The 13,097-nt window shown below is 71.6% G+C and carries 10 protein-coding genes; 4 read left to right on the forward strand and 6 right to left on the reverse strand.

What is annotated here, in order from left to right:
• The first annotated feature begins 18 nt into the window (after positions 1–18).
• Positions 19–561 (forward strand): Clp protease N-terminal domain-containing protein, encoded by a 543-nt coding sequence (locus tag ABEA15_RS20780; RefSeq protein ID WP_345558408.1) that lies wholly within the window; start codon positions 19–21, stop codon positions 559–561.
• Between the two features lie 1,901 nt (positions 562–2,462).
• On the opposite strand, the gene ABEA15_RS20785 is transcribed toward ABEA15_RS20780, so the two are convergent.
• The 3 genes from ABEA15_RS20785 to ABEA15_RS20795 form a co-directional block, all read right to left on the reverse strand.
• A complete protein-coding gene (locus tag ABEA15_RS20785; protein WP_345558410.1) occupies positions 2,463–2,978 on the reverse strand; it encodes a C40 family peptidase in 516 nt (171 codons plus the stop codon).
• Between the two features lie 498 nt (positions 2,979–3,476).
• A complete protein-coding gene (locus ABEA15_RS20790; protein ID WP_345558412.1) occupies positions 3,477–4,832 on the reverse strand; it encodes an alkaline phosphatase PhoX in 1,356 nt (451 codons plus the stop codon).
• Between the two features lie 161 nt (positions 4,833–4,993).
• Positions 4,994–5,578 (reverse strand): TetR/AcrR family transcriptional regulator, encoded by a 585-nt coding sequence (locus ABEA15_RS20795; protein WP_345558414.1) that lies wholly within the window; start codon positions 5,576–5,578, stop codon positions 4,994–4,996.
• A gap of 282 nt (positions 5,579–5,860) precedes the next feature.
• Here ABEA15_RS20795 and ABEA15_RS20800 point away from each other — a divergent pair, with 282 nt between their 5' ends.
• Positions 5,861–7,423, forward strand: a complete 1,563-nt coding sequence (locus ABEA15_RS20800; protein ID WP_425579426.1) for an MDR family MFS transporter — start codon at positions 5,861–5,863, stop codon at positions 7,421–7,423.
• A 135-nt stretch (positions 7,424–7,558) separates the two neighbouring features.
• Here ABEA15_RS20800 and ABEA15_RS20805 read toward each other — a convergent pair whose 3' ends face one another.
• Together ABEA15_RS20805 and ABEA15_RS20810 are read right to left on the reverse strand one after the other, a co-directional pair.
• Positions 7,559–8,008 (reverse strand): GNAT family N-acetyltransferase, encoded by a 450-nt coding sequence (locus ABEA15_RS20805; RefSeq protein WP_344147531.1) that lies wholly within the window; start codon positions 8,006–8,008, stop codon positions 7,559–7,561.
• Between the two features lie 203 nt (positions 8,009–8,211).
• Positions 8,212–9,597, reverse strand: a complete 1,386-nt coding sequence (locus tag ABEA15_RS20810; RefSeq protein ID WP_345558416.1) for a hypothetical protein — start codon at positions 9,595–9,597, stop codon at positions 8,212–8,214.
• A 364-nt stretch (positions 9,598–9,961) separates the two neighbouring features.
• Here ABEA15_RS20810 and ABEA15_RS20815 point away from each other — a divergent pair, with 364 nt between their 5' ends.
• Together ABEA15_RS20815 and ABEA15_RS20820 are read left to right on the forward strand one after the other, a co-directional pair.
• Positions 9,962–10,516, forward strand: coding sequence for a gamma carbonic anhydrase family protein (locus tag ABEA15_RS20815; RefSeq protein ID WP_345558418.1), 555 nt, complete (start codon positions 9,962–9,964; stop codon positions 10,514–10,516).
• 320 nt (positions 10,517–10,836) lie between these two features.
• The gene (locus tag ABEA15_RS20820) at positions 10,837–11,982 is read left to right on the forward strand and encodes an aromatic acid exporter family protein (RefSeq protein WP_345558420.1); all 1,146 of its coding nucleotides are present in this window, start codon (positions 10,837–10,839) and stop codon (positions 11,980–11,982) included.
• Between the two features lie 126 nt (positions 11,983–12,108).
• Here the strand turns inward: ABEA15_RS20820 and ABEA15_RS20825 are convergent, their stop codons facing one another.
• Complete coding sequence (locus ABEA15_RS20825) at positions 12,109–12,714, reverse strand: helix-turn-helix domain-containing protein (protein ID WP_345558422.1); 606 nt, start codon at positions 12,712–12,714, stop codon at positions 12,109–12,111.
• Positions 12,715–13,097: the final 383 nt, after the last annotated feature.

Below are 13,097 nucleotides of genomic sequence, written 5' to 3' on the forward strand. Positions count from 1 at the left end.
ACCCGCCGAACCACCGTGTTGGAAAGGCAGGCGGAGGAGATGTTCGAGCGCTTCACCCGAGACGCACGGGACGTCGTGATACAGAGCCAGGAAGAGGTCCGGGCGACCGGTTGCGACCGCATCGGCACAGAGCACCTCCTGCTTGGGATCCTCGCCGAGCCCACCGGAGCCGGACACCGCGCCCTGCACGAGCACGGTGCCGACCCGGAGTCTCTGCGCGGCGCCGTCCGACTCCTCGCCACACCGAAAGCGGACGGCACGGCGGCGACGCCCGGGGCGGGTTCCGGCCGGCGCGGGCGGGGGCTGCTCCGACGGCTGCGCGACAGCGTGAGCGGCGGGCACCTGCCGCTCTCCCAGCGGGCGAAGCAGGCCCTGGAGCAGTCGCTGCGCGCCGCCTTGGAGAACGACGCCAAGTCCATCAACAGCGGCCACATCCTCCTCGGAGTCCTCCGCGTCCCCGACGCGACCGCCCACCGCGTCCTCGCCGACGCCGCTATAGACCCGGGAGCCCTGCGCACCACCGCAACCGCCTTCGCCGGCGCAAGCGACTCGACGTCCTGAGCGGGATGTGGGGCGCGGGGATGTGGGGAGTGTGGGGGACGTGGGGGTGGACGGCGGGGAAGTCTCGGCAAGGAGTACGACCACCCCAACGAGAGGTCGGCGGGGTTGCCGACGGCTGCACACACGACGGGGGCGGCGACGGCGGTGGGCGGGGAGGTCTGCAGATGTCGGACCCCGTGTCCGCCGGTGACCCTGAATAACGAGGGCAGCGACGGCAGCGGATGGCGGGGCCCGCGATCACCGGTTCGGGTGAGCGCTGGTCGGCCACCCGACGGGGGCGGCGACGGTGATGGGCGGCTGGGCCGCGGTCACCGGTCCCGGTGTCAGTCGGTGGGGTGCCCGACGGGGGCGGCGAGGGCGGTGGATGGCGGGGCCAGCGGTATCGGTTGGAGTGAGCGCTGGTCGGCCACCCGACGAGGGCGGCAAGGGCAGCGGACGGCCGGGCCCGCGGTCACCGGTCCCGGCGCCTGGCGGTTGGCCGCCCTGACGATGACTGCGAGGGCAGCGGGTGGCCGGGGTGGCGGTGATGAAGGGGGCGGTTGCCTGTGATCGCAGTGCCGTGGGGCGGAGAATCGGGTATTTCGGGCAGACGTGGGGGTTAGGGGCGGTGACGAGACCGCCTGATGCATTCGGCGGCGCCGCCAAGTGCCGCACCACCTCTCCACGCAGGGCGAATTCCTCCCCAACTGTCCGTATTGTGCCCGGGTTCGAGGGTCCTCGGGCGGCGCCGCTGGCGACGAGACCCGCCGAATGCACCTCTGAGGCGGCTCTGGCTGCGGTTTTCGGCGGTCTCGTGGCCCCGGCGGCGATCACACCGCCCGGAGAAACGGGCAAATCGGGGCGAAGTAACCCCATGTCTTCCGTATGGCGAAAGCGAGATGGGGTGGCGGCTCCGTCGCGCTGGTTCAAGCGGGACTCGTGCCCCCGCAGTGGTTCCCGCAAGGACGATATGCCCGAAATGTTCTTCTTTGGGATGGGTCAACCTGTGGGCAGCCGGACCGACCGGCGCGAACTCGGGTGTCCGCTGCTGTTGCTGGCCTCGTCGCAATGCGTAACCGGCGGGCACAAGATCCGATGGGCGCGGGCTCGGTCGCCTGCTGCCGTCGCCGCCCCGTCAGGGCGGCCAACCGACAGGCATCCGATCCGACATCCGGGGGCTTGGCCATCCGCTGCCGTTACTGCCTCGTTTGGTGCCCGACCGGCGGGCACCGGGTTCGATATCCGCGAACTCGGCCATCCGCTGCCGTCGCCGCCCTCGTCGCAATGCGTAACCGGCGGGCACAAGATCCGATGGGCGCGGGCTCGGTCGCCTGCTGCCGTCGCCGCCCCGTCAGGGCGGCCAACCGACAGGCATCCGATCCGATATCCGCGGGCTCAACCATCCACCGCCGTTGCTGTCCTCGTCGCACGCCGCACCGGCGGGCACCCGGACCGATGGGCGCGGGCCTAGCCATCCGCCGCCCTCGCCGCCATCGTCGGGTGCCTGACCGGCGGGCACCGGGTTCGATATCCGCGGGCTTGGCCATCCGCTGCCGTTACTGTCTCGTTGGGTGCGCAACCGACAGCCATCCGGACCGACCGGCGCGGGCTCGGCCATCCGCTGCCGTCGCCGCCCTCGTCGCGCGCGTAACCGGCGGGCACCAGATCCGACGTCCGCGGGATCCTGCCGGTGCTGTTCGCGTCGGCTCGGTTCAGCTCTCGGTGTGGCGGCCGCCACCCGGTGGTGCTGTTGCTGTCCCGCGGCGGTGCCGGGCTGCGCGCACGGGTGCGCTCGGCGCAGCGCGGCGCCGCTGGAACGAGTCTGCACCGACTCCTCGGGGACATGCATGCGGGTGGCGGCCGCCGGGCGGCGGCGTGGTCAGCCGGTCTCGACGCCCGGACGCACGGCGCCGGGCGGAGTCTCAGGCGACTCGGCGCGCTCCCACGAAGTGCCGGTTGTAGTAGCCGGCCATCTTGGTGATCTGGACCCTTTTACCGGAACCCGGAGCGTGGATCATACGGCCCTTTCCGAGGTACATTCCCACGTGTCCGGGGCCGGGATAGAAGAAGACGAGGTCTCCGGGCTGGAGGTTCGACCGGGAAACCGAGCGCCCTTGGTCGAACTGGCTGTAGGTGGTGCGGCTGATGCTCTTTCCGGCCTTCTTGTAGGCGTACTGAACGAGTCCGGAGCAGTCGAAGGCCCGTGGGCCTTCGGCGCCGTATCGGTAAGGCTTTCCTTTCTGGTCCTTTGCGTGCTGGACCGCTGACCTGGCGACACTCGACGCTTGGTGCACCCTTTCTTCGGCCACCGCTACCGCGGCGGAACCGAGACCGAATGCGGCGAGTACCGCCAGGGACGATAAGGTCAGCGCCGCCCGGGTCATCATCCCCGGTCTGCTTCCGCGCTTCGCCGACTCGAATCCTGCTGTCGCGTTCATCGTTCCCCCGTATTCTCGCTTCCCCGAATCGTCTGATCCGGGGCACAGTTCCACAGGGAAACACAGGGATCATCCGGGTTTGCTCTTATCCGTGCATTGGCGTGTCGCTGCGAATTCGCCTGCGGTGCAAGCGACAGGGCACTCGGCGCGGCCGTTCGAACAGCGATTCCGGGCGGTACGCGAAGTTTGGCGGTTGCTGTCAGGACAATTCCGATTCGCAGCCCGCTCTCCCCTCTCCCCGCGCCCCGCTCTCCCCGCGCCCCGCTCTCCCCGCTCCCTCCGGCCTACGCCCCTGCGAACGTGTGGCGGGGCGGTGGCCGCGGCCACCGCCCCGCCGTGGGACGCCGGAACTATCGGAGTCCCCCCGCTCGCCGGGCCGGCGCGGACCAGCGGACCGGCTTACCGGGGGTGCCTGTAGAACAGGCAATATGCAATGAACAGGAAATACCTTCGGAAAGGGCGTACCTGTAGAGGGGATGCGCCCCTCCCGCACCGCCTCTACAGTGCGCCGCTGCCCCAGGGCCCGGTGACCGCGTAGGTGACGCCCGGGCTCTGCACGTTGAAGAACAGCACCCTGCCGTCCGGGCTGAAGGTGGCGCCCGCCAGCTCACTGGTGTTGCTGCTGTTCAGCGCCGCGAAGTCGAAGATCTCTCCGCGGTCGGTGACGCCGCGCAGCATGTCGCCGCCCGAGCCGTCCTCGCACAGCACCAGCCCGCCGCTGTTGGGCGAGACGCAGATGTTGTCCGGACTCTGGAGCAGGTCCGGGTCCACCGACTCGTACACCAGGATGAGCTGGCCGCCCGAGCGCCCGCGCGGCCGGTACTCCCACACCTGGCCCAGCCCGGCGTCGCCGCCGCTGGTGGAGTTGACGTAGATGGCGCCGTCGCCGTACCAGGCGCCCTCCAGGCGGGCGAAGACCGCGCCGCCCTTCGCGCGGCCCTGGTTGAACACGGCCAGCGAGTCGCCGCTGTCGGGGTCGGGGTCGTCGATGTCCACCCACTCGACGGCCAGGGGCTTGCCGGCGCGCTGACCGGTGCGGGTGTCGTAGCGGGGGCTGTCCTTGATCGCGAGCATCTGCAGCCTGCCGCCCTCGCTCAGGCGCCCGGGGGTTTGCGGGACGAACCGGTAGAGGCCGGAGCTGCCGCGGTCCTCGGTCTCGTAGACGATGCCGGTGGCGGGGTCGACCGCGACCGCCTCGTGGGTGAAGCGGCCCATCGCCTTGTACGGCACGGGCTCCACCGGTCCGTCGGCGTCGACGGGCACCTCGAAGATGTAGCCGTGGGGGTTCTCGGTGTCCAGCCCGGTGAAGGTCTCCTCGCAGGTCAGCCAGCTGCCCCAGGGGGTCGGCCCGCCTGCGCAGTTGCGGATGGTCCCGGCGAGGCTGGGGAAGGAGTCGACCAGGCGCATCGCCTCGGGGTCGAAGGCCATGGTCGTGGTGCCGCCGGCCGCCTGCGGGTCGTAGCTGGGCGCGGCGAACGCTCCGCCGCCGCTCTGCTCGTGGTTGCGGACCAGGCGCAGCGTGCCGTCCTCGTCCTCGAACGCCGCCATGCCGTCGTGGCGGCCGGGGGTCGGCGAACCGTCGCGCATGGGAGTTCCGGTCTGGCCGAACGCGGTGTAGGTGAAGCCGGCGGGCAGCAGCAGCTCCCCGTCGGGGCCGGCCGGCTGCAGCGGTCCGTAGCCACCGTTGTCGGGGGCGACGGTGCCGCGGTTGTTGCCGCGGCCGGGGCCGGCGGCGTGGGCGGCGGTCTGGCCCATGAGTCCCTGCAGGGCGGTCACGGCGCCCATCAGGCCGGTCCCGGCCAGGAAGCGCCTGCGGTTCACGCCGGGCGTAGGTGCATCGGTTCTGTCGGGCATCTGCCCCTCCTTCGACGAGCGTGCGGGCAGGCTGAGCCAACCCCGTCGAAGTGACCCGCGCGTGATGTCCGCCTCTCCGGCGGTTGACCTGGCAGGCAATACGCGTTGCCTGCGGAGCCGGCACAGGCTCGGCGACCGCCGCCCGGCTGGTCACTCGTCGGTCACTCGTCCAGGCAGCGCTCGATGATGCCCGTGAGACGCCGGGTCAGCGCCTCCGGATCCTCCTCGACCAGGGAGTCGGCACCGCCCATTCGGCGGACGTTGCCGATGCCGATCACGAGGCCGGCCACGAGCGTGGCGCGGGTGCGGGCGTCGGCGCCGCCGATGCAGTCGGTCAGTGGACCGATGATGGCGCTCTGCAGCCGCTCCTCGAACACCGACCGCAGGTCCGGGTCGCCGATCGAATGCATCAGCGCACGCTGCAGCGGCGTGCCCTCGCCCAGGGTGCGGTGGACGACGTGTTCGGCGACGCGCCGCGGCAGGGTGGCGCGGTCGCCCTCGAAGACCCCGGGGAAGGCGGCGTCCTCGGCGACGATCTCGGCGAGCAGGCCGCGCTTGGCCCCGAAGTAGCGGTTGATCAGGGCGACGTTGACCCCGGCCTCGGCGGCGATGCGCCGCGAGGACACCTGCGCGTAGCCCTCCTGGGTGAACAGTTCGCGGGCGCTGTCGAGGATGCGCTGGCGCGTTGCCTCGCGGTCGCGCACCCGCCCCGGGCAGGTGCCGTCGGCGGCGTCCGTGCGGTTCATCGGGCTCCCCTGCTGTAGCCGCGGAGTCCCTGCTCAGCGCGGCTGCTCGTGCGCGGTTCACCGCACTATAACGTTTCCGCTTGACAAGTCAACACTGTTTACTTATACCTGTAAGGGATTCCCAGCGGACCGCCCCGAACCTGTAGGGCGGTCCGTCGTGTCCGGTCCCGGTCGGCTTACGCGCGCACCTCGGTTCCCACGCGCCTGCGCCGGGGCCGCCGCAGCAGCACAAAACGGGGCGACGGACAGGAGATCCCGAACGTGGAGCAACGCTTAGGCGCAGTGGACCGGCGAACCGCGGACGTGCCGGGGGAGCACGACGCGGACGAGGCCGCCGAGGAGGCGCCGGCGAACTACTCGCGGCGCCAGATCCTCGAGATCCTCGTCGGCTTGATGCTGGCCATGCTCACGTCGATGCTCACCACCTCGATCGTGGGCACCGCGCTGCCCACCATCGTCGGCGAGCTCGGCGGCCAGGACCGGCTGTCCTGGGTGGCCAGCGCCACCCTGCTCACGATGACGGCCTCCACACCCGTCTGGGGCAAGCTCTCCGACGTCTGGGGCCGCAAGCTGCTGTTCCAGATCGCGCTGGTGATCTTCATCGGCTCATCGGTCGCCGCCGGGTTCGCCGACGGCATGACGTGGCTGCTCGTCGCGCGGTTCTTCCAGGGCATCGGCACGGGCGGACTGGCCGCGCTGCCCCAGATCATCCTCGGCGACGTGGTGGCCCCGCGCGAGCGCGGCCGCTACTCCGGCTTTCTGGGCTCGGTGTTCGGCGTGGCCACGGTCGGCGGCCCACTGCTCGGCGGGTTCCTCGTCGACAGCCCGCTGGGCTGGCGCTGGTGCTTCTTCATCACCGTGCCGCTGGCGGTGGTGGCGTTCATCGTCATCCAGCGCCTGCTCAAGCTGCCCGCGCGGCCCCGATCGGAGAACCGCATCGACTGGTGGGGCGCCACCTGCATCGTCGGTGCCGCCAGCGCGGTCATGCTGCTGCTGAGCCTGGGCGGGCAGGAGTTCGAGTGGCTGTCGGCGCCCTCCTACGTGCTGGTCGCCGTCGCGGCCGTGCTGTTCCTCGGGGCCGTGCTGGTCGAGCGGCGCGCGCAGGCCCCCATCCTGCCGCCGCACCTGTTCCGCAACGGCACGTTCGTCCTCGGCTCGCTCGCCTCCGCCGCGGTGGGCATGAGCATGTTCGGCGTGATGATCTACCTGCCGCAGTACCTGCAGATCGTGCAGGGTCTCAGCCCCACGGCCTCGGGCCTGATGACGCTGCCGATGGTGCTCGGCCTGCTGACGGCCTCGGTCACCTCGGGCTTCCTCGTCAGCCGCACCGGCAAGTGGAAGATCTTCCCCGTCACGGGCACCGTGCTGATCGGCACCGGGTTCTTCACCCTGACGTTCCTGGACGCCGGGTCCAGCCTGGTCCTGGTCGGCGTCGGCGTCTGCCAGATCGGCCTGGGCCTGGGGATGTGCATGCAGATCCTGATCCTGGCGACGCAGAACGCGGTCAAGCGGGCCGACCTGGCCTCGGCCACCTCGGCGGTCTCCTTCTTCCGCAACCTCGGCGGCGCCATGGGCGTGGCCGCCTTCGGCGCGGTGATGACCAACCGGCTGCACGACGAGATCGCCGAGCGCGCCGGCGGCTCCTCCGGCTCGTCGGACCTGTCGAGCGGGGTCAGCGGTTCGCCCGAGGCGATCCACGCGCTCCCGCCCGCGGTGCAGGACGCGGTGATCGCTGCGTTCAGCAACGCCATGCACACCGTGTTCACATTGGGGATGCCGATCGCGGTGGTGGCCTTCGTGACCGTGCTCTTCTTCAAGCAGATCCCGCTGCGCTCGGGCCGCTGAGCCGGTCTTCAGGCGCCGGCCGGTCTTGGGACGCTGAGCCGCCCGGCGGCGCGCCGCGCGGCCGCCTGCCGGACGATCCGAGCGGCCTCCGGCGGGGGACCAGGCAGCAAGAGGCGGGGTCAGCGGGGAGGGGCCTCAGAGGTAGCGCCGGAAGCCCTCGGCCGAGTTCTCGAAGCCGATCGCGGAGTAGAACGCATGCGCGCCGGTGCGGCTCTCGTGGGAGAGCAGTTCGACCTTGTAGCAGCCGGCCCGGGCGGCGCGGTCCACCGCCTCGTCCATCAGCGCCCGCCCTACGCCGCCGCGGCGGCACGCCGGGTCCACCACCAGGTTGTCGGCCACCGCCCAGGACTGCGCGTCGTGCGTGAGGTTGGCGACCACCAGTAAGTCCACGGTCCCGATGATCTGGCCGCGGCGCTCGGCGACCAGGACCTGGCGGTCGGGGTCGTTCTCCATCCGGGTCCATGCGCGTACGGCTGCGGAGGACATGCGGACGGTGCTGCTCTGCGTGGCGGTCGTGTCGCCCAGTTCGCGTAGAAGCCGCAGAATCGCACCGAGGTCAGACCGGATGGCCGAGCGGATAATCATGGCTTTCGGCATCGTAGCCGACACTCGGTCGAAGACCGACGTCGCCCCTCAGGCCTGGACAAACGGCACGGAGCGGGGCGCTCTGGGCGCCCCGCTCCGGTTACGACATGAGCGAGTCCAGTCCGGTCCGGCCGACGTCGCGGTCCGCGCGGGCCGCGTGCGCACGCGATGGACACTCCGCCGGGTGCGCGGACCGCACCGGGTCACGGCCTGATGATGCGCACGCCCTCAGTGCCGTCGGCGTCGTCGGGCTGGGCCGGCGCCGCGTCGGACCGCTGGTGCATGGCCGTGATACCCGGGTCGTGGGCCGGCTGCACAGGCTGCGCCTGCTGGGGCTGGCCGCTCTGGTTCGGTTGCTGTTGCGGTGGCTGCTGCTGTTGCGGCGGCTGCTGCACCTGCGGCTGGTGCTGCTGAGGTGCGGGGCCCGCATAGGGCGCCCCCTGCGGCCGCGGGGCCTGGCGGACCGGCTGCGAGGCTGCCGCTTCGCCCTGCTTTCCGGCCGAGGGCCCCGGGTTGAGACGGACGGTTGACTCGTCGGCCACGTCCAGCTGCTGCACAGCCGGCTCGGACTTCGCGGTGGCGTCGTCCGGCGCGGCCTGCGCGGACCCGGAATAGGCGGCCTGGGGCCCCGAAACCGGGGCCTGGGCCCCGGAGTCGCTGCGGGCCTCCGCCGGAGGCTGCTGCGGCGATGCGGCCTTGGCCTGCTGGTCGGCGGGCTGGCGGCCCTGCTTCTGCTGACCCTGACCCTGCTGCCCGGCCTGGGCCTGCTGCGGCTGACGACCCTGCTGACCCTGCGAGGGCTGCTGCCCCTGCTGCGCCTGTTGCCCCTTCTGGGTCGGCTGGGCCGGTTGGCCCTGCCGGTTCGGCTGCCCCTGCTGCGACTGCTTCGCCGCCTCGGTCGCCTCCTGGTCGGCCGCGACCTCGGCCTGGGACAGCCCGGCCTCCAGCGGCCCCGACTTCTTCTCGGCGTCGAGGAGCTCGGCCAGTGTGCCGTGCATGTCGTTGAGCCTGCGCACCGCCTCGTTGTGCGTGGCCGTCAGCGTGGCCAGGCGGCGGTCGGCGGTGTCGTTGATCTTCTGCGCCCGGGCCTCGGCGTCGGTGACGCGGCGCTGGGTCTCGTCTTCGACCTGCGCCCGGAGCTGCTCGCTCTCCTGCTTGGCCGCGGCGACCATCTCCTGGGCCTCGGAGCGCGCGCTGGAGACCACGCGCTCGGCGTGCTCCTCGGCGTCCTTGACCCGCTTGGCCGCCTCTTCCTCGGCCTTGCCCCGGATGGCGTCGACCTCGCTGTCGACCTTGCTGCGCTTCTCCTTCGCCTCTTCCTCTGCTATGCGAAGGATCGTGGACATGCGTTCGCTGATCTGTTCGTGCTCGGGCTTGACCGCGGCCTGCTCCTTGGCCTCGGCCAGCTCGCGGCGGAGCTGCTCCAGCTCGTCGTGGGCGCGCGCCAGCCGCTCCTGCAGATCGCGGGTCTGGTTGTGAGTGCGCACCACGTAGTCGTCGACCTGGCGCTTGCTGTAGCCCCGCTTCTCGGTCGGGAAGGCTTCCTCGCGTAGGAAGTTCGGCAAGATCTCTGCGCTGTGCTCGTTCATGTCCTAATCAACCAGGTTGGCTGCCAATGGGATGGTGGCCGGACTCCCTGCCTATCATTCCCATAACACCCGGAAAACACGTCAATGACATTCATTCCTCAAGCTTGGCGGTGTGATGGGAAACCGCAACAGAGACCCGTTTCGCGTGCGAAGTGTGACGTAGTGAACACGAGGGGAGGCGACTACGGTAATGCCGAGTACACCTCCTGCTCAATAGCCTGGGCGGATCGTGCGCTGGGGGCGTGCCGCTGCGGCCGCCGTGCTCACCGCACTACTAAGGTATGCCCGTTCACGGCGGCGCGGGGCCGGTGTCCGCCTTTTCCGGCGCGCCTCGCCGGGTCGGCCCGCGTCCAGGGAGGTGCATGTGTCCGCTCCGCTCGTCGGAGACGCCCCGTTCGGTGAGCCCGACATCCATCCCGACTCCTGGATCGCGCCGGGCGCCGTCGTCGTCGGGCGCGTCCGCCTCGGAGCTCGAAGCAGCGTCTGGTACGGGTCGGTCGTCCGCGCCGACACCGAGGACATCGTCATCGGCCGGATGTGCAACATCCAGGACCAGTGCGGGCTGCACTCCGACCCCGGGGAGCCCGCGGTGCTGGCCGACCGTGTGAGCCTCGGGCACAAGGCCATGGTGCACGGCGCGGAGATCGGTGAGGGCGCGCTGATCGGCATCGGCGCGATCGTGCTGGGCGGCGCCCGCGTGGGCGAGGGGGCCCTGGTGGCGGCTGGAGCGCTGGTACCGCCGGGCAAGGAGGTCCCGGCGGGAACCCTGTGGGCCGGGCTGCCGGGCAAGGTCGTCCGCGAGCTCACCGACGAGGACCGCGCGGGCTTCGCCGAGACGCCCGAGAAGTACGCCCGTTACGCCGACCGCCACCGCGAGGTCACCTGGCTCAGCGCCCCTCGGGCCGGCAGGCGGGCTTGAACCTCCGATGACCTGAGCCGCCCTCGTCCGCGCGTCCTCCACCGGTCTCCCGCTCTCCCACACCCGCACCCGCGCCCGTCACCGCTGCTCGCCACTAGTGTCCGACACCTGCGCGCGGCTCCGGCAGGGCCGCGGCCGACCGGATCCGCCGCGTGCCGCCGCGACCCGCGTGCACACCCGCACCGGGATTCGTTGCGCAGAACGCACATGCGCGACCGCATTCGGGTTAAGGGCGGAGGGAGGAGCGAAGGGGGCGAGGCGTGATGCGGCCGTCGCAGAGGTCCGGGAGGCGCCCCGCGCCGCAGGGGCGCTGGGCCCGTATGGGGCAGTGGCTGCGCCGCGCCCGCCATGAGGGCCACGAGCGCAACACCCTGCTGCTCATCGCCAAGAGCACCCTGGCCGCGACCGTCGCCTGGATCATCTCCCACAGCCTCCTGCAGGCCGCGGCTCCCGCGTTCGCGCCGTTCTCGGCCGTGCTGATGATCCAGGTGACGATCTACCAGTCGGTCGCCCAGTCGGTGCGCTATCTCGGCGCGGTGGGGGCGGGCGTGGCCGTGCAGGGGCTGATCGGATTCCTGGCGGGTCCGGGCCTGGTGACGTTCGCGGTCGTCACGATGGTCGCGCTGGTCATCGGGCGCTGGCCCCGGCTGGGATCGCAGGGCTCCCAGGTGGTCACGGCGGCGTTCTTCGCCTTCGCCATGTACGTCACGGCGACGAGCACCCTCGAGCGCGCCTCCCAGCTCGGCTGGATCCTCCTGCTGGTCCTCATCGGCTGCGCCATCGGTGTGCTGGTCAACCTGGTCGTCGTACCGCCCATGCGGTTCCGCAGCGCCGAGCACGGCGTCCGCGCGCTGGCCCACGCGATGTGCGACCTGCTTTCGGACATGCACCCCCCGCTGCGCGAAGGCGACCTGGACCAGGAGCGGACCGGCCAGTGGCGCCGGCGCGCGAGCCGGCTGGACTCCACCGTCGCCCAGGCGCACAGCTCGGTGCGAACGGCCGAGGAGAGCACCTACTACAACCCGCGGCGCTTTCTCCTCCGGCGCGGGATCCCCACGTTCTCCGGCTATGCGGGCGCCGTGGAAGCCCTGGACCGCATCACCCACCAGCTGGCCTCCGTCACCCGCACCCTCGACAAGGCCGCGTCCTCGGACGGCGAGCGGCCGGAGAACCCCGAATTCCTCGGGCGCTACGCGGACTTCCTCGCCGCGCTCGCCGAGATCACCGCGAAGCTGAGCGAGCTCGACGAGAACCGCCTCGCCGAACAGACCGAGGAGCTGACCTCCCTGGTTCGCCAGGCCCGGGAGTGCGCGAGCCTGATGACCGAGGAAGCCGAGGGCCACGAGCCCGTCAGGATCAGCGTCACCGGCCGTTCGAATCCCTACGCCACCCTCCTGGTCGAGGCCTCCCGCCTCCAGGAGGAGTTCGAGTACGCGTGCGACCTCCTCAAACGCTCCGTGGAGTAGGATTCGTCGCAATGACCGGGGCGGCCCGTCGGACACAGGCGCCGATCGCGGGTCGGGTACGGCGGGGCCCGCCCGCCGCCGGTGCGGCCGCCGGCGTGAACGGAACGGACGTCGGCCCCGCCGGGTTCAGCCCCGGCGTCCGCCGCCAGGCGACCGGTCGGGCGTCGCACGCAGATGTGTACGCGCCCCTTGGGGACCGAACAGGATGAGAAGCTCCACCACGCCCCCGTCGGAGCTGCCAAGCCAGTGCGGCAGGGACGTGTCGAACTCGGCCGCCTCGCCCGGCGACAGCACGAGGTCGCGGTCGCCGAGCAGCAGCCGCAGGCGCCCGCTGAGCACATAGAGCCATTCGAAGCCCTCGTGAGTCCGCGGATCCGGTTCGAGCGGCTCGGGCCGGGCGGGGATGACCATCTTGAACGCCTGCATGCCGCCCGGCCACCGGGACAGCGGAACCAGGACCATCCCGAACCGCCGCATGGGCTTCAGGTGGATCCGCGGGTCGCCGGTGCGCGGGGCGCCGACGAGGTCGTCCAGCGGAACGTTGTAGGTGCGGGCCAGCGGCAGCAGCAGCTCCAGGGTCGCCCGGCGCTGCCCGCTCTCCAGCCGGGACAGGGTGCTCTCCGAGACCCCGGTCACCGCGGCGAGGTCGGCGAGGGTGATACCGCGCTCGCGACGCAGCGCACGCAGGCGGGGCCCCACCGAGTCGAGTACCTCTTCGGATTCGCGGTCCACTCGGGCATCTTGCCAGAACCGCAAGATCGCGTGCCGGAACGCGGGGGGCGGGCCATGATCGGACCCGTACCCCGGATGAACCCGGCAGCCGAAGGAGCCCCGCCGAAGGAGCCCCTGATGAGCACCGCCCATGCGGCCGCGTTCTGGGACGGAGCACGCACGGCCCCGATCCGCACCCGGCGATCCGCGGCGGCCGCCGGTCGTCGGCCACGGACCGACCGGACCCGGCGGCGTGTACGGCATAGCGGGCCGGCGCTCCGTGCCGGATCGCGACCGGGCGGGGCGGGCGCGCCGCCGAGGTCACCGGCCACGTCCAGCTCATCCGCCGCGCCGCTCGGCCCGGCACCGCCGCAAGGGCGTGCCGGATGGGTCGCTGTCCCCCT

The organism is Streptomonospora halophila (assembly GCF_039542725.1).
Lineage (GTDB): Bacteria > Actinomycetota > Actinomycetes > Streptosporangiales > Streptosporangiaceae > Streptomonospora > Streptomonospora halophila.